The organism is Nitrosospira sp. Nsp11 (assembly GCF_900142705.1).
Taxonomy (GTDB): Bacteria; Pseudomonadota; Gammaproteobacteria; order Burkholderiales; family Nitrosomonadaceae; genus Nitrosospira.
On sequence record NZ_FRBV01000005.1, the window covers coordinates 185,336 to 202,399 of the forward strand.

General features: G+C 57.0%; 18 protein-coding genes. 5 read left to right on the forward strand and 13 right to left on the reverse strand.

From position 1 onward, the window contains the following. Positions 1-158: 158 nt before the first annotated feature. Positions 159-2,708: an alpha-glucan family phosphorylase gene (glgP, locus tag BUA28_RS08505; RefSeq protein ID WP_072767676.1), complete on the reverse strand. Its 2,550-nt coding sequence runs from the start codon at positions 2,706-2,708 to the stop codon at positions 159-161. 664 nt (positions 2,709-3,372) lie between these two features. On the opposite strand from glgP, the gene BUA28_RS08510 reads away from it, so the two are divergent. The 4 genes from BUA28_RS08510 to BUA28_RS08525 are packed head-to-tail and all read left to right on the forward strand — an operon-like array spanning position 3,373 to position 6,924. Then, complete coding sequence (locus tag BUA28_RS08510; RefSeq protein ID WP_072767677.1) at positions 3,373-4,533, forward strand: ABC transporter permease; 1,161 nt, start codon at positions 3,373-3,375, stop codon at positions 4,531-4,533. Further along, positions 4,527-5,339, forward strand: coding sequence for an ABC transporter ATP-binding protein (locus BUA28_RS08515; RefSeq protein ID WP_072767678.1), 813 nt, complete (start codon positions 4,527-4,529; stop codon positions 5,337-5,339). The genes BUA28_RS08510 and BUA28_RS08515 overlap by 7 nt, the downstream gene beginning before the upstream one ends. Further along, positions 5,339-6,277: an MlaD family protein gene (locus BUA28_RS08520; protein WP_072767679.1), complete on the forward strand. Its 939-nt coding sequence runs from the start codon at positions 5,339-5,341 to the stop codon at positions 6,275-6,277. The genes BUA28_RS08515 and BUA28_RS08520 overlap by 1 nt, the downstream gene beginning before the upstream one ends. Further along, positions 6,274-6,924, forward strand: coding sequence for an ABC-type transport auxiliary lipoprotein family protein (locus BUA28_RS08525; protein WP_218587248.1), 651 nt, complete (start codon positions 6,274-6,276; stop codon positions 6,922-6,924). The genes BUA28_RS08520 and BUA28_RS08525 overlap by 4 nt, the downstream gene beginning before the upstream one ends. 354 nt (positions 6,925-7,278) lie before the next feature. On the opposite strand, the gene BUA28_RS08530 is transcribed toward BUA28_RS08525, so the two are convergent. From BUA28_RS08530 to BUA28_RS08585, 12 genes are all read right to left on the reverse strand, one after another. After that, entirely contained in the window at positions 7,279-8,505 is a 1,227-nt protein-coding gene (locus BUA28_RS08530; protein ID WP_072767680.1) for an HAF repeat-containing PEP-CTERM protein, read from the reverse strand. A 4-nt stretch (positions 8,506-8,509) separates the two neighbouring features. After that, positions 8,510-8,749, reverse strand: coding sequence for a hypothetical protein (locus tag BUA28_RS08535; RefSeq protein WP_072767681.1), 240 nt, complete (start codon positions 8,747-8,749; stop codon positions 8,510-8,512). 17 nt (positions 8,750-8,766) lie between these two features. Next, positions 8,767-9,750: a F0F1 ATP synthase subunit gamma gene (locus BUA28_RS08540; protein ID WP_072767727.1), complete on the reverse strand. Its 984-nt coding sequence runs from the start codon at positions 9,748-9,750 to the stop codon at positions 8,767-8,769. Continuing rightward, positions 9,740-11,314 carry an alternate F1F0 ATPase, F1 subunit alpha gene (locus BUA28_RS08545; protein WP_072767682.1) on the reverse strand — a complete coding sequence of 525 codons (1,575 nt, stop codon included), beginning with the start codon at positions 11,312-11,314 and terminating at the stop codon, positions 9,740-9,742. Before BUA28_RS08545 ends, BUA28_RS08540 begins: the two co-directional genes overlap by 11 nt. After that, complete coding sequence (locus BUA28_RS08550; protein ID WP_072767683.1) at positions 11,311-12,318, reverse strand: F0F1 ATP synthase subunit B family protein; 1,008 nt, start codon at positions 12,316-12,318, stop codon at positions 11,311-11,313. Before BUA28_RS08550 ends, BUA28_RS08545 begins: the two co-directional genes overlap by 4 nt. Positions 12,319-12,321: 3 nt before the next feature. Further along, entirely contained in the window at positions 12,322-12,603 is a 282-nt protein-coding gene (locus BUA28_RS08555) for a F0F1 ATP synthase subunit C (protein ID WP_072767684.1), read from the reverse strand. Positions 12,604-12,952: 349 nt separating this feature from the next. Further along, positions 12,953-13,690, reverse strand: a complete 738-nt coding sequence (locus BUA28_RS08560) for a F0F1 ATP synthase subunit A (protein ID WP_072767685.1) — start codon at positions 13,688-13,690, stop codon at positions 12,953-12,955. After that, positions 13,680-14,003, reverse strand: coding sequence for an ATP synthase subunit I (locus BUA28_RS08565; protein WP_072767686.1), 324 nt, complete (start codon positions 14,001-14,003; stop codon positions 13,680-13,682). The genes BUA28_RS08560 and BUA28_RS08565 overlap by 11 nt, the downstream gene beginning before the upstream one ends. A 50-nt stretch (positions 14,004-14,053) precedes the next feature. Beyond that, positions 14,054-14,440 (reverse strand): AtpZ/AtpI family protein, encoded by a 387-nt coding sequence (locus BUA28_RS08570; protein ID WP_072767687.1) that lies wholly within the window; start codon positions 14,438-14,440, stop codon positions 14,054-14,056. Beyond that, entirely contained in the window at positions 14,430-14,822 is a 393-nt protein-coding gene (locus tag BUA28_RS08575) for a F0F1 ATP synthase subunit epsilon (protein WP_072767688.1), read from the reverse strand. The genes BUA28_RS08570 and BUA28_RS08575 overlap by 11 nt, the downstream gene beginning before the upstream one ends. 5 nt (positions 14,823-14,827) lie before the next feature. Then, positions 14,828-16,297 (reverse strand): F0F1 ATP synthase subunit beta, encoded by a 1,470-nt coding sequence (atpD, locus tag BUA28_RS08580; RefSeq protein WP_072767689.1) that lies wholly within the window; start codon positions 16,295-16,297, stop codon positions 14,828-14,830. Between the two features lie 84 nt (positions 16,298-16,381). Then, positions 16,382-16,627: a hypothetical protein gene (locus BUA28_RS08585; RefSeq protein ID WP_072767690.1), complete on the reverse strand. Its 246-nt coding sequence runs from the start codon at positions 16,625-16,627 to the stop codon at positions 16,382-16,384. Between BUA28_RS08585 and BUA28_RS08590 the strand changes: the two genes are divergently transcribed. Continuing rightward, positions 16,627-16,995 (forward strand): hypothetical protein, encoded by a 369-nt coding sequence (locus BUA28_RS08590; RefSeq protein WP_072767691.1) that lies wholly within the window; start codon positions 16,627-16,629, stop codon positions 16,993-16,995. The genes BUA28_RS08585 and BUA28_RS08590 overlap by 1 nt on opposite strands. The last annotated feature ends 69 nt before the right edge of the window (positions 16,996-17,064 follow it).

The window sequence follows — 17,064 nt, forward strand, 5'->3', positions numbered from 1 at the left end:
TTTATACCGCCAAAATACATCCTCATTGATCGGCGGACCCAATGAAGAATACCACACCCCCCCACTCCCCTCCGATATTCGTAAATCCGATTCGTGGGCTGCGTGCAATACCGCAACGCAGTCCTACGGTTTTTGCCTCGTTCCCGGCATGAGCAACCTCACCGCTGCCATAAAATCCAGGCCGCCTCCAGCGGAACTTCCGCGGCGTGGTGGTGGGGTATGAGCCGAACGGTGTAGTCCGACTCCGGACGATCCGACGGCACGGATGCATGATAGGCAAAACCCGTGGCTGCGGCTATCAGTGGATGCAGCCGCGTCATCTCGTGGCGCACGGGAGTGCCGCCAAAAATAGCGTCCGCATACAGCTCGACCCGCACCGACTCGGGATCGAGGTCATTCAGATATACATGAATTACAAATTTGTGATACTCGCTGTCGGTCTCGACCCTCAATTCGCCGAAACGCAAGGCAGACCAGTTATGCTCCAGCGCATGCCGCCAGGTTTCCACCTGCACACCCAGCGCGCCGTTGTCGGCGCTCCGTTCGCCGTACGCGGCCGCTGCCGGAAGGTAATGGCGCTCGGTATATTCGCGCACCACCCGGTTGGTGGAAAAACGGGGCGTCAATTGCGCCATGCTCTTGCGCATGCGCGTGACCCAGGCGGTGGGAATACCTTGCTCGTCGCGAGTATAGAATTCCGGAATTACCTCGTGCTCAAGCAGATCATAAAGGGCTTCGGCTTCAATCGCATCCCAGGCGGGATCATCGCCATGCTCGTTCCCGTCGCCCAGCGCCCATCCCACTTCTGGGGTGTACGCTTCCGCCCACCAGCCATCGAGTTCCGACAAATTGATGCCACCATTGACAAGTACTTTCATTCCGCTGGTTCCACTTGCCTCCCAGGGCCGGCGGGGGGTATTGAGCCAGACATCCACCCCCTGCACCAGTTGCTCGGTCAAGTGCATGTCATAGTCGCTCAAAAAAATGACCGAGGCGCGTGCGCCGGCGCGATGGATGAAACGCATCCACTCCTGGATCAACGCTTTGCCTGCCTCGTCCGCCGGGTGCGCCTTGCCGGCCATGACGAGTTGTACCGGGCGCTGCGGATTAGTCAACAGCCGCAGCAACCGCTCGGGATCGTGCAGCAGCAGATCCGGTCTTTTGTAGGTCGCAAAGCGGCGCGCAAAACCCAGAGTCAGCGTATCGGGGTCAAACATGCTTTTGGCCGCCTCGACCGCTGCGGGCGGTTCCCCCGTGACGGCAAGTTGCCGGGTGAACCGCTTGCGGATGTACTCGACAAGCGATTTGCTCGCGACACTACGAAATCGCCACAGATCGATGTCGGAAACACAGAGGATATTCTGTTCCAGCATTTCCGTAGTCCCGCCCCAGCGATTTTCTCCACAGGCCTGTTTCCATAGCTTGGCCGCCGGTACCGAATCCCAAGTCGGTACATGAATACCGTTGGTTACATGGCCCACAGGGACTTCGCTCGCCGGCCAGTGCGGGAAAACGGGTCCGAAGAGGTGCCTGCTCACTTTTCCGTGCAAGCGGCTCACTCCATTTATCGCCCCGCTCCCATGGATAGCGAGATAGGCCATGTTGAAAGGCTCCGTTGCGTCGTCCGGATCGCCACGCCCCAGCGCCAGCAGATCTTGACAAGTTATGCCCAGCCCCGTTCTGGCATAGTCGGCAAGATATCGCTCGATCAGATCCGGGTCGAAGCGGTCGAAACCCGCGTCTACCGCCGTGTGCGTGGTAAAAAGATTGCCCACGCGAGTGATGGATAACGAGGTCTTGAAGTCATGCCCCATCTCCTCCATGCAGTGCCGCGCGCGCTCCAGGACGGCAAAGGCGGCGTGGCCCTCATTCAGATGGCAGACTTCCGGCTTGATGCCCAGTTCAACAAGTAATCGCCACCCGCCGATGCCCAGCAAGATTTCCTGCTCGAGCCGCAGCTCCGGGCCGCCTCCGTAAAGCTCGCTGGTGATGCCGCGGTGAGCGGGATAGTTTGCCGCATCATTGCTGTCCAGCAGATACAGCTTCACCCTGCCCACCTGGACCTGCCAGGCACGCAGCCAGACGGAATAGCCCGGCAATTTGACCTCGAGCCGCAACCACTCCCCGTTCTGGCGGCGCAACGGTGTAATAGGCAACTGGCCGGGGTCGTTATAAGGGAAGAGCGCCTGCTGGACGCCGTCCTTGTCGATCACCTGGCGAAAATAGCCCTGTTGATAGAGCAACCCTACCCCAACGACCGGCACGCCCAGATCATTGGCGGCCTTGAGCTGATCCCCGGCTACATTGCCCAGCCCGCCCGAGTAAATGGGGAGCGCTTCATTCAGCATGAATTCCATGCAAAAATAGGCAATGCAGTTCAGAGGAGATACTGGATAGGTTTGCTGAAACCAGCCGGGCGCGGCCGCCGCCTCATGCCTTTCCCGCGCCAGCTCGGCGACGTCCTTGCTGAACACGGGGTCGGCAAAGACGCTCTGAAGTTTTTCTCGCGACACCGTTTGCAGCACGACCCATGGATTGCGCGTCAAATCCCATAGCCCCGGGTCCAGTTGTTCCCATATATGGTCACCACTGTGATCCCACGACGTTCGCATGTCCAGCGCCAGATCGGCCAAAAAATTGTATCCGTCGACATCTTTGGTGGGATGAAGCCGGTAGAGCGGTTTGCGGTCTGACGTCTGGCTTGCCATATATTGACCTCCCGGATTGCTGACGATGGAATTTCTGCAATAGTCACATGTACTGCAATAGTCACATGTAATATGTAACGCAATGAAAGATTTCGGTCAAGAAACAGTTATGTATCATCAAAACTGAACCATAGCAGATATGCAAGGTTGGCGAATAGCCGCATATCCCCTAATCCCGTTTGGCTACGCGACATGCGAGCTTGTTCTAACCCAAAATTTAACCCGCGCGAGGCGTACAATCTGTCGAAACGGTTGAGAGGGGTTTACTCTTCCCTTCCATTCCGCAGGGCTTTGCTGCATGCCGATAGGCCAGCGCACAGGTCCTTCCCGTACTATACTTCGTGCTTGACACCATCTACACAAACAGATAGTTTTAAACGTGTTTTCAGTCGGTTGGCTAACGGGATACCACGTGTTTTTAATCAAGACAGGATCGCGAATCTCTGTTCCCGGAAGTCGACGGATGGGGAAGCTGGTTGACGGCCTGGATTAATACCGGTGCCGGCGAAGATCATGTCGCCAGACGACGGCGTAGCCCTTTCCGTGCCGCGCCGTCATGTGAAACATCGCCCGCCATCGACTCCCGGTAGAGCAAACATGCCTCCCAACGGATTCCGGCGATCATCCCATTCACATCCAGATACGTCCAAAAAAGTAGAAACCCATGACATCCGGCGCTAATTCAAAGCTCCTCGCCTGGGACTCCTCTGCCATTCCGCCCAAACTGACCGTGCGCGGCGATTGGACCCTTGACAACTATGCCGCGCTGGGACAGGAAATCGCCCGGCTTCGCGCCGAAGTGGCGGATCTGGCTGGGGCGCAGAGTAACCAGGTTGACCTGAGTGGCCTGGGCGCACTAGACACGGCAGGGGCTTCAAGGCTGCTTGAATTGCTCGGCGTCGAACTCGCCCGGAAACTATCCGGTCCCGGTTCAGTGCTGACTACGGAACGCGATGCACTGTTGCGAACAGTAGCGGATGCGATGAGCACCACCGATAAAATCCAGCACACGCGGCGGCGCTCGGCGGCAATCGAACTGCTCGAGAGGATTGGGCATGCCATGGAAATCTTTCGTCAGCAGGTTCTGGCGTTGCTCGGATTTACGGGTCTCACGCTGCAGGCCCTGACCCATACCATTTTGCGTCCAAGGCGCTGGCGTATCACTTCGGTCGTGGCCCAGATTGAAGAGACTGGCCTGAACGCCGTGCCCATCGTTGCCCTGCTCAATTTCATGGTCGGGGCGGTAATCGCGTTTCTCGGCGCGACGGTGCTGGCCGATTTCGGCGCCAGCATCTATACCGTTAATCTGGTGGCCTACTCGTTCCTGCGCGAGCTTGCTGTCCTGCTCACCGCTATTCTGATGGCTGGCCGGACGGCGAGTGCCTTCACAGCCCAGATCGGGTCCATGAAAGCCAATGAGGAAATTGACGCCGCACGCATGCTGGGCCTGAGCCCGGTTGACCTGCTGATATTGCCACGCCTCTCGGCGTTGTTCGTCTCGCTGCCTATTCTTACTTTCGTGGGCATGATCTCGGGCATATTCGGAGGTGCGGTGGTCTGCGCGTTGACGCTGGATATTTCCCCGGCGATGTTCCTGTCGATTTTTCAGGAACAGATTGAATTGCGGCATTTTCTGGTGGGTATGTCCAAGGCGCCCGTATTCGCTTTTGTGATCGCGATCATCGGCTGTCTCGAAGGTTTCAAGGTCAGCGGCAGCGCACTGTCGGTTGGCCAGCACACCACTTCCAGCGTGGTCCAATCCATTTTCGTCGTTATCCTTCTGGATGCGCTGGGCGCGCTGTTTTTCATGGAGATGGGATGGTAAGCCCGACTGCTTCTCCCAACCGCGATGTGATAATTCAGGTCCGCGATCTGACAAACCGTTTTGGCAGGCAGACGGTACATGAAAAGCTGAATCTGGATGTTTATCGTGGTGAGATACTGGGCGTGATCGGTGGCTCCGGCTCAGGCAAGTCGGTACTATTGCGTACGATAGTTGGATTGCAGACACCTGTGTCAGGAAGTGTATGTGTGCTTGGCGAAAACGTCCACAAGTTGACGCGTAAGCGCCGATATCAGCTGGAGCGGCGGTTTGGCTTGCTTTTCCAGCGCGGCGCCTTGTTTTCTTCGCTCACCGTCATCGAAAATGTCGCTGTGCCGCTCATTGAAAATGCCGGCCTCAGCCGGGGCGATGCCGAGCATCTCGCGGAAGTAAAACTTGCGCTGGCAGGATTGCCCGCCAACGCCGGCGAAAAATACCCCGCCACATTGTCCGGGGGCATGGTAAAACGTGCTGCGCTTGCGCGTGCGCTGGCCCTCGACCCGGATATACTCTTTCTGGATGAACCTACGGCGGGCCTTGACCCGATAGGCGCCGCCGAATTCGACCAACTCATCATGACATTGCGCGACGCGCTGGGACTGACTGTTTTTATGGTGACGCACGACCTTGATACGCTCTACACCGTCTGTGACCGGGTTGCGGTACTGTCCGGCAAGCACGTACTGGTGGCGGATACGCTGGATGTCGTTGAAGCCACCGATGACGCCTGGGTGCAGGATTATTTTCACGGTCCACGCGGACGCGCGGCGCACCAGCCCGGACGCCCCCGAATGCAGGAGGCCGGTTGATGGAACCTCGCGCTCACCATGTACTGATCGGGCTCTTCACCGTTATCGCCGTGGTGGTTGTCTCGCTATTCGTTTTATGGTTAGGGAAATCTCCCAGCGATGCCCAGCAGCGATATTATATTGTCATTTTCAACGAAGCCGTAAGAGGCTTGTCCGTCGGCAGCGCCGTGCAGTACAGCGGCATAAAAGTGGGCGATGTGGCCGGGCTTGAGCTCGATCCGCGCGATCCGCGCAAAGTACTTGCGCGAATACGTGTGCAAGGCAATGTCCAGATCAAGCAGGATACCCAGGCGCGGCTGTCGTTTACGGGCATCACCGGAAACTCCATTATAGAACTTAGCGGCGGGTCTCCGGATAGCCGCAGACTGGTGGCGGCGGAAGGCGAAGATCCTGTGATCGTGGCCACCCCTTCTCCCATTTCCAAACTGCTGGAGCAGAGTGACAGTACCATGGCTGACATCACCGAGCTGATCCTGAGAGCCAAGGACGTTTTGTCACGCGAAAACGCGCAACATTTAAGTAAAACGGTCGAAAATATAGCGCAGGCTTCCGGAGCGATAGCCGGTCAAAGCGAAAACTTCAAGGTGCTGGTGAAGGAATTGACGGCCGCCAGCAAGCAAGCAAACCTGGCGTTGCGACAGGCTTCGCTGATGATGGACAATGCAGACGCGCTGATCAACAATCAGGGCGCGCGTACTTTGGACAGCGTGGAGCAGACGACGGCTTCACTGGCAAAAACCAGCGCCACCATCGACCAACTACTGCTCGACAACCAGGAAGCGCTTGGCAGCGGAATGCGGGGTTTGAACGAGCTGGGGCCTGCCCTGCAAGAGCTGCGAAAAACGCTGGGTTCAATGAGCAGGATAATGGGTCGACTGGAGGACAACCCGGCCGATTATCTGACCGGCCGTGAAAAAATTCAGGAGTTTGAACCATGATGGGTCGCGCGCTTCGGCCACAATACTTTTTCCGTTTCGGTCTGATGTCGGGTATGGCAATGGTATTCTTGTCTTCCTGTTCGATACTGCCTAAAGCCGAAACGCTGGAGATCTATCAACTTCCCTCCTCTTCGATTCCGCGCTCGGCCCCGGCAAACAGCCTGCCCCGGGCGCTGCGCATTGCTACCCCTAAGAGCAGCCAGGTGACCGACAGCATGCGCGTGCTGGTACTGCGGCAGGACAACCGGATCAGTGCTTACAAGGGCATACGCTGGGGCGATCCTGCGCCAATTTTATTGCGCGATCAACTCGCGAAAGCCTTTCGCGCTGATGGCAGGTTCAGCTCCGTGAGCAGCGGCAACAATAATCTTATGGCCGATCTGGAGCTCGGAGGTGACCTGACCGCGTTTCAGGTGGAATACAAGAACGGCATGCCTGCCGTGAATATCCGATTTTATGCAACGCTGGTGCAATCCGGAAGAAACCGGATCGTAGCCACGCGCAGCTTCGAAATCATAGAACCCGTACAGGGCAAGGAAATACCGGAAGTCATCGCGGCATTTGGAAGAGCCACCGACCGGTTCGCCGCGGAGATAATCGACTGGACGCTGCAATACGGACCGGCTTCGCAACCCGCCGCGGATTAAATTCCCACGCCACGATACCTGTGATTATTCAGATTGCAACTCGTTTAGTTTTATCAAGACCAGATTGTGGCAAAGTTGGCAACAGTTGCGAAGGAGCTGCAAATCGATGTCGGATCAGCAGATCCGAGCCTCCCGACACTGCCTCATCCACTCTGTTTGTGTGGTACCATGACGCCCATTAAGGTTAGTCCCGACAGCATCAGGACGTAAGGAACAAAGCAGCGAACGCTACCGTTACCGTTAATCTTCATGACTGCATACTTCATTAAATGCATCGTTGTCGAGATAAAGCGGGTTCATATCTGCCGCCGATAAATCCTGTCAAGGCAAAACAGTCAAACCCCCGCACTGCCCCTATCCAGTTTCCCGGTGAAGGACACACCCCGGCTTACCCGATGCGGGCAAAGCCGGAAACGGCAGCTTCCGCCTCCTCCAGCTGGCACCCTTCTGCTTGCGTCGCACCATTGCTCCCAACAAAGCCAGGCCAGCCAGCATCAGGGCGTAGGATTCCGGTTCGGGGACAACGCTAATTCCGCTACTGAATGTGAGTACCTGCCCCATATTGGTGATATTGCCCGCAGTCGCCAGAACAACCCCGGCCGGCAGGTCAACCAGCGAGTTGAGGTCGGTCATATCCACGCCATTGGGGCCGGTGATGAATGCATGGGCATCGGACGGACTGGTGGCCGTGTATGAATATCCTACCACCTGCCCCGCGTCATTGATGCTAAAAGCATAGCTAGCACCCTCCCCAAGCGAACCAAGATCGGTCATGCCAACACCATCGGAGCCGGTAATGAAAGCGTGAGTCCGGAAAGCGTCAGACTGGACGGGCGCGAGTGAATATCCCACCACCTGCCCCGCAGCGTTGATGCCAGAAGCCTCGCTGCTATACCCCCCCAGTGTGCCCAGATCAGCCATACCGACCCCATTGGGACCGGTGATGAAAGCGTGAGGCACGCGGCCGGCATCGTAGGAATTCCCCACCACCTGCCCCGCATCATTGATATCAACAGCCTCACTCCTATCCCCGGCCAAGCCCAGCGTGCCGAGATCGGTCATGCCCACGCCATTGGGACCAGTGATGAAAGCGTGGAGCTGGGAGTTGTAGCTACCGCCTATTCTGGACCATCCCACCACCTGTCCCGAAGCGTTGATGCCATTGGCCAAGCTGTCGTCCCCGCCTAAAGTGCCAAGATCCTTCATCCCCACGCCATTGGGGCCGGTGATGAAAGCGCGTGTCTGACGGTCGGCCGTAAATGAATACCCCACCACCTGCCCAGCAGCGTTGATGTCCGTCGCCTGGCTATTTCCGCCCAGCGTACCCAGATCGGTCATGCCCACGCCATTAGGGCCGGTAATGAAAGCGTGGGACTGGTCGGCGTCCGCGCTGTAGGCTCCCACCAACTGCCCCGCACCATTGAAAGCGGACACAAACCGGTTTCCGAGGTAGGTCGCTGTGCCGGTTTTGAGGTCGATCAGGTATTCCTCAGCGGAAGCGTGGGTCCCAAACGCGAGGCCAATACTCAAGGCTGCGGCCAAGACAAGGTGGTGTATTCTACTGTTAGCGATAACTTTCATGATTTCATTTCTCCGTGAATGTGTCGTAGGTAAGTCCGCCACCGCACGGGATGATTGAGGCTACATACATCTTGCAAGCATAGCTCCGTCCGGTTCCAAGGCAGGTGGCTGTCCTGCTGTGTTCGAACAAGTGCGTTCCTGGCCCCGGACGGGGATGAACTGCGGGCCGTGCGTGATGGTTCGCCTGCATGGCCTCACCATTGGTGCTTGCCAGGAACAGCGCGCCGCCGCTGCCGATAATCATCCGCCGCCACGCCCTAACTAAGATGAAATACCGCCCGCCAGCGCCTCTACGCCAGCGATAACATCGAACAATTCCTCATCGATTTTGCTCTGCCGCAGGCGATGGAATGTCTGCCGAAGATCGGCACTCAATTGATCGATATTTTTTTCGGCGCGTTCCATTGCCGCCAGGCGGCTCGCATTTTCACTCACGAGCGATTCCGCGCACGCACGAAATAGTGAAACGAACAGATACTCCCGAATCAGTGCGTGCAGCATCGCCTCACCGTTGCCCATTACCTCCGGCAGCTTGTTCGTTGGCCAGGGGATTTGCGCGAATTCGCTCCGCCATGCATCGTCCAGCGGCAACAGCCGCTGATGGGCAGGCGCATATATCGCTCCCGATCGAGAGCTGTTGTAGAAGAGATAAAGCTGCCTCACTCCGTTTCGGTTGCGGCCGGTTGGCCGGGCTTCGCCTTTTCGCAGACTGGGCGTCAGGCTGGGCCCTGCGCTCGACATCAGTGTCTCCATCAGGATCCGGCCCACCAGCGGCGTGATCGCCTTGACCGAAAGCGGAACGGTAAACAGCCCCGCTACCCGCAGATCCATATGCGCGCTCATATCCGCCAACCGATCATGCAAACGCTCACCCATCACCCACACTCTTATTTTGCCCGGCAGGGCTGCCAGCGTCTGAATGGCGTAATCGGCAATGACTTCGTTGAATTGGCCCACCAGCCCCTGATCCGAACCGAATAGGACCGCGCCGATGACATCCTTCTCCCGGTTTATTTTCTCTCCCGCCACAGGTGATAAGGGCGATACGGGCGGCGATATCGTGCCGGTGCGGAAACAGACGCTCAAGCCAAGCTGCACGGCGCGATAATAATCGTCCAGTGCCCGTGTTGATCTTTCGTATTGCCCGATGCTTGCCGCTGCCATCGCCTTCATGGTGCTGACCACCGACCGCAGCTCACGGGCTCCCTCGATTTTCCGGCGCAGGCTGGCGAGGCTATCGCTCATCATGTGCCTCGCCTGCTCTGGATTCAAGTTCCGGCGATGACTGAAATCCGGTGAGTGCCCTGCGCAGGTTTTGCGTGATTGATTCACGGTCCTCATCGCTCAGATTTTCAGCAATTTCGATGCGTGCACGCACCTCGGCAGGAATATTCGCCGCTGCCTCCCGCACTGTTCGTTCGGCATCCGCCATGCGATCAGGCGGCACATCGTCAAATAGCCTCGCGGTCAGCGCCAGCAGCACACCGATCTGCTCGATCATTGAAACCGGAGCGGATTCGAGTTGCCTGAGGCAGGCACGAATGCGGCGCCCATGCTCGATAATCCGGAGGGTATCCTTATCCAGCCTCGCGCCAAATCGGGCAAAGGTCTCCAGCTCTTCAAACTGCGCATAGTCCAGCTTCAGGTCGCCTATCACCGCGCGGTAAACGGGGCGCTGGGCCTTGCCGCCGACACGCGAGACAGATTTGCCGACATCGATAGCGGGCAATACACCCAATGCGAACAACGCCGGGGAGAGATAGATTTGGCCATCGGTGATGGAAATCAGGTTGGTCGGAATATAAGCGGAAATATCCTGAGCTTCCGTTTCGATAACGGGCAACGCGGTGAGCGAGCCGCCGCCCAATTCTTCGCGCAGATGGGTTGCGCGCTCCAGCAGCCGCGAGTGAATATAGAAAATGTCGCCTGGATAGGCTTCGCGTCCGGGCGGCCGGCGCAACAACAGGGACAGTTCACGGTAAGCGCGCGCGTGATGCGTAAGGTCATCGTACACGATCAGCACATCGCGGCCCTGCTCCACAAAATATTCCGCTATGCTGGTTGCGGCATAGGGGGCAATGTAGATGAGGCCCGGTGGATTGTCTCCCTCCGTCACCACGACCACCGTGTAGCGCATCGCGCCTTTTTCGCGCAAGGTGGCGACCACCTTTGCTACGCCGGAGGCATGCTGGCCGATAGCGCAATAAACGCACAGTACGTTCTCGTTTCGTTGATTAAGTATGGTGTCGAGCGCGATGGCGGTCTTGCCCGTCTGCCGGTCGCCAAGAATCAGCTCGCGCTGTCCGCGGCCGATCGGGACGAGTGCATCGATGGCCTTGATGCCGGTTTGCAAGGGCACGGTGACGGGTGCACGGTCCATGATGGATGGAGCGGCGCGTTCGATGGGCAGGCGCTTCGAGGAGACGACCGGCGCCTTGCCGTCCAGCGGCCGTCCCAGCGGATCGATTACCCGTCCGATCAACCCGTCGCTCACAGGCACATCCATTACATGGCCTCTGCGTTCCACTTCGTCGCCGGTATTCAAGTGCGAGTAGTCGTCGAGCAGCACCACGCCGATTTCATCGGCATCGATATTGAATGCAATGCCATATGACTCACCGGGAAACTTCAGTACTTCCTCGAAGCCCACGCCGGGGAGTCCCGATACTTTTGCAATGCCGGCAGCAATGCTCGTGATCGCACCTGTCTCGCGCAAGGCCAACCGCGGCTTGGAAGCTTGCCGTACTTGCGCCATCTGCGTGAATACGCCATCGAAGACGCTTTGCAGGTTTTTGGTTACCGCATTCATCGAATATGTGCGGGGGGTTTGAGGTTCGGGGTGTCCAGGGTTTCCGGGTTGTCCGGGGTGTTCGGTTTTTTCTTGCCCGCGTTCTTTTCCTTTACCGATGCCTCGGCTTGAGGCTCAGCTCCGAACTCAGGCTCGGTTGGGAACCCAGGCCCGGGCTCAGGCTGGGCTTCCGGTTCAGCTTTCGATTCAGGTTCCGCAGGGTTCTTCAGAAGCTTGCCTATCTCCTCCTCGAGCGACGCAAGATACCCGGCAATATTCCAGGTAACTTTATGCCCGTTGGCAATGAGTTCAATGCCGCTGATCAAGTCCGGCCTGGCCTCGAACCGGACTGGAATTCTCGTTTCCAGGATTTCATTAATCGCCGCTTTAATCGCATTTTGCTGTGTAGCGGGCAAATCAAACGCGCTCCGGATTAGAATTCCTGCCGTTTCTGCTGCCGCTGCTGCAGTCATGGCGGGCGTGGCCGGCAACGGCTGCGCCGACAGCCTGGTTATCGAAGCCAGGCTCACCTTTTCCTCGGGGCTTAGCGCGCGCAAACGTTTGATAAACGCGTCCGCGATATGCGCTTCAAGCGTGGTATTGGCAAGATCAGCCAGCACCTTGCGGGCAATGGCAAATACTTCCGCGCCTATGCGACGGGAGAGTACTGCCCTCAAGTCCTGATATTCCCTTTTCAATGCTTCTTCCCGCTGCGCGCGCAGATCGTCCGAATCCGTGCGGGCGGCGGCAATCAACCGTTGGCGTTCGGCGTGCGCCTCCTCCGAAGCCGTGTGTAGCAGTACCGACCGCTGCTGTTCGAATTCGTCGTTCTTTTGCCGAAACTCGTCGCGCTCCTTTTCAGCTTCCCGTTTTTTTTCATCGGCAGCGGCAAGCTCTGCGGCGATGCGCTTTTCTCTCGCGTCCAGCGCCCTGAGTATGGGTTGATATAAAAAACGTTTCAACAACCACACCAGGATGAGGAAGTTTACGATTTGCGCAATAACGGTGAACCAGTCTATCAGCACGACCTATTTTCCGGCAGCCTGGGCAATAACGTGATTCCAGAACGGATTGGCAAAAATAAGAATCATGGAAATCACGAAACAATAAATAGCCAGCGACTCGATTATCGCCAGCCCGACAAATAACGTACGGGTAATGGTCGCGGCGGCATCAGGCTGCTGCGCCAGCGAAGTCAGCGCCGTCGCCACCGCCTTTCCTTCTCCCAGTGCCGGCCCAATCACGCCGATGCTGATCGTCAAACCAGCCGCGAGGATCGATACGATTGCGATAAGGGTCATGCTGTCCATATGCTCTCCTTCTCTTTATCTGTCAGGTTATATTTATTCGAGTCATGTTTATTCGGGTCGCGTTTATTCATAATGATTATGCGGTCGCCGCTGACATTGAGGTATCGCCTTTCCCGCGAAAGCGGCAACCATTCCGTCAGCGTTGTGAAGTAGTTTTACTGGATAAACCTGGTGCGATCTCATAAGTTTTGCAGTCATAGGTCGTAGTTCCGTAGTTCGTAGGATGGGTGAAGCGACGCGCAACCCATCAAATCCCCCCGAAATAAATGGAACGACCATTGCGCTTCCTTCTGCCCGCCCTACATAAACAGGCGAATGCAAATGAGAATAATCTATAGGCATTATCCTCTCACCGTGTTTCCGGTCTTTTCATCTCCGGGTCATCGGGTCCGTCCAAGTCATAGTCCTGCTCGGCATCCTCCCTAAAGCTCGAGGTGGCAGCCGCGATATAGACCGTCGCCAGAATACTGAAGATGTAGGCTTGCAGCATACCCGTCAGCAGACCAAGCGCGCTCATGACGACCGGAAAGATGAACGGCGTGACGGTCAGCAAGATCGCAAGAATCATCGTGCCGCTCATGATATTGCCGAACAGGCGAATAGCCAGGGCCAGGGTGCGCGAGAACTCGCTGATAACGTTGAATGGCAGCATGATGGGCGTCGGCTCAAGATAGGATCTGAGGTAGCCGCCCAATCCCTGCTCCTTTATGCCATACAGCGGCACAGCAATGAATACGCAGATCGCCAGCGCCGTGGTGGTCGAAAGCGAGCCGGTCGGGGGTTCGTACCCCGGAACGACAGTGAAGAGCGTCGCCACGACGATAAACATAAACAACGTGCCGAGAAAGGCGAAGTATCGCCGCGGCTGGCGCAAGCCTACTTCTCTTATCTGGTTGTGGATGGCGAGAACCACGACCTCAAGAAGATTCTGCCAGCGGGCACGTTCCAATCCTATGGATAGGTTACGGGTAATGGCTCTTGAACCGATAACCAGCACGCACATCAGCCCCCAGGTGAATACAATGGTGGCGTTCAGTTTCAAAAACCCGTACTCCCAGAAAATGATGTCGTCAGGGCTAAGGTGCATGGCTGGCCTTCCGTTCCAGGTGGTCGAGGTCTGATTTATCCGGGCCTGCAAGCCGCGTCGCAACCAGCCGCGTAATGATGAATCCAAGCAGACCGGCAAGTAGTATTTGCCAGCTTTCGCCCGGCAGGCCCAGCAAGAAATAAAATCCCGTCATGACCGCGCTTATCCGCAGCAGCGTGCTGCCAATGAACCAGAGTCCCGGATTCCGGGATGAAAAGCCGCGGCGCACTGTCCACCACAAGCCGCCGAAAAAAAAAGCGCCCAGCAAAATGCCTGCCGCCAACGACAACACCAGACCCCAGGTTTCACCCATTCGATCCTCCTATTGCTTCCGTTGCTGCCGCTGCTCCCGTTAACTTCGTTCTACCGTTTATTGACGCTCTCGTGGCGCTCCCCCTCGTGGCTCGCCCTATCCTCTCTGGCCAACCAGTACCAGGCATTCAGGCAACCCGTGATCAGGCCGATAATGAGCAGGGTCAGCGTCCATGAGTGATTCATCGGATAGTTTTTATCCAGCCATATGCCCAGTGCCGCACCCAGCAGTGTGGGCACGGCGACCGACCAGCCGACCAGCCCGATCATGCCCAACCCGGACCAGATTATTTGTCTGGCCTGATGCTGTGCCTGTTGTCCTTTGAGCTTCCGCGTCGCCGTCACCGCTACGCGCCGGCTTAATTCCGACTCGCTCCCGCCTGTGGAGGCTTTCTCCTCCGCTTTTCCTCCTGTTTTTCTGCCTGCCTCATCGTTCATGGTGAAATTCGATTAAACGGCGAATAAAGCCGCTTTCCATTTTTGCCATCATCAGGCGCGCATCCCGCTCCTGTGCATCAAGGTTTAAAAACGCGTTCACCACGGTCTCATGTAGCGTAGCCAGGTCAGCGCCCGTTATCGCATTACGTACGGATACCAATACCTCCACACCGGTTTTTATCAGGATGCCCTCGTCAACCGCCACATAAACCTCACCCTCTTCTTTCGTTTCAAAAGCGAGGATACCCGGCACAAGCGCCGCCACGCAGTCGAGCCGATTGGGCAGCAGACCATATGACCCACTACTGGTCTCGGCAACAATGCGGGCTACCTCAGTCTTTTCAGCGAAAACTCCGAACGGCAGAAGTATCTTGAGGTTCATGACAGTCAGAGAGCCGCATTTCGGTTTGGGCTGGTGTTCAAGTTCGGACTGGGGTACATGTCCGGCTTTACAGGCGAATTTCCCGCATGGTTCTTTCTTTTCGCCTCATCGGCCCCGCCGATCATATATAGCGCCCCCTCGGGAAGATCCTTGAATTCATCTCGCAAGATGCGCTCGCAGCCATCCAGCGCATCCGCAAGACTGACCAGTTTCCCCTCGATGCCCGTAAACTGCTCCGTAGTGAAAAACGGCTGGGTAAAAAAACGCTCCAGCCGCCGCGCACGTGCCACGATGCTTCGGTCTCCCGGAGACAGTTGTTCCAATCCCAGCATGGCGATGATGTCCTTGAGCTCGGCGTATCGCGCAAGCGTGTGGCGCACCTCCTGTGCTATCTGATAATGCCGTTCACCGATGACGCCGGGCGTGGACATTTTGGAGCCGGACTGCAGCGGATCGATGGCCGGATACAAGCCCTCGCTCGCGCGCTTGCGCGAGAGGACGATAGAGGCGGAAAAATGCGAGAAGGCGTGCACTGCCGCAGGGTCGGTAAAATCATCCGCTGGGATATAAACCGCCTGGATCGATGTAATGGCGCCGGTTTCCGTATTGGCGATCCGTTCTTCCAGTTGCGCCAACTCCGTGCTCATCGTCGGCTGGTAGCCCAGGCGCGACGGCATCTGGCCCATCTGCCCGGACACCTCCATGCCCGCCTGGATAAAGCGGAAAATATTATCCACCAGCAGCAATACATCACGATGCTCGTCATCCCGGAAATACTCGGCCATGGTCAGCGCGGCATGACCCACACGGAACCGGGCGCCGGGAGGCTCATTCATCTGGCCGAACACCATCACCATGTTCTCCAGCACCCCTGCTGCCTTCATGTCACGGTAGAGCTCCTCCCCTTCCCGGCAGCGTTCGCCAATGCCGCAAAAAATACTGACGCCCTCATGCTGCCCGGCTACGTTATGGATCATTTCGGTGAGCAGGATGGTCTTTCCGACACCTGCTCCACCGAGCAAGCCGGTTTTGCCCCCGCGTTCCAGCGGCATCAGCACATCGATGATTTTGATACCTGTCTCGAAGATTTGGGATTTTGTTGAGCGCCGCGCCAGAGCGGGCGATGCGTGGTGAACCGAACGCCATTGCGCGTTGGCCGGAGCAGGCCGGCGATCGATTGCGTTGCCGAATACGTCGAACATGCGCGAAAGGGTCGCCTTCCCTACCGGCACCATCAGCGGCCCATGCGTATCGGTGACCTGCATGCCTCGAGCGAGACCTTGTGTGGGCGTTAGCGCAATGCCACGCACGTGATGGCCATCAAGCTGCGACAACACTTCAATCGCGATTTCTCCTTGCTTCCCTGCACGCAGCAATGTGTGAATAGGCGGAACACGCTCAAACCGGATATCCACAATGCCGCCGCGCACGGAAACAATCGAACCGAATTCCGAGAAAACAGCCGTAGTACTCATATTCCCCCTCGGCAGACAAGGCGTCCATATTCTCCGATTAACTGCTGTCGTTCATCGATGCTTTCATCAGTATTTATACGGCAGCTATTTCATTCTAGAAGGAATAGATAACGCGCGCAGAGAAAAGCCAATCAGTTTTTTTCTTTCGTCCAGCCTTTCGTCCAGCCGTGACGGACCGCCGCCAAGTTGCACGATATTATGCTTGTTGAAAATATATTGCATTTGAGGCGTCACCCGATAACGCCATCCGTTGGAGCGGATTTCGTTATTAAGCTCGCACCCGACAGTGAAGTAGTCTGAAAAACGGTAAAACACGTTGTTATTAATCAATGGAACGGCTTCACCGGAGCGGTCCCCCTATCAATCCAGCGAAGTTGCTGTTTCAGGATAATACGTCGGTCCCCAAGCTTGTTCCGTGTGCTTCCACACCAAGCTACACACTAGGCCATCTTTCCATAGTCGTCCTCGTCCTGGTCAATGCACCGGCCTGCGCGGCTAGAGTCGATCCATCAAGTCCATACTATGGCGGTACGCTCTCGATGTTCGGGCACCACATTGTGCATGGGCACGTCACCTTCACCAGACCATTGTCGGGTGCGCTTGCCGCGACGCAAGCAGGCAACCTCCTCAAGGCCCACACGCCGGTTAACATCCAGGTGGTGCCGGAACACAATAATCGCGTGGCAGTTGCGTCTTGAGGTGGATGAGCCGGGTTCGTCCGCCCGTGCGCCACGGTCGGGCGAGGTGGAACGCGTCAGTTTGATTAT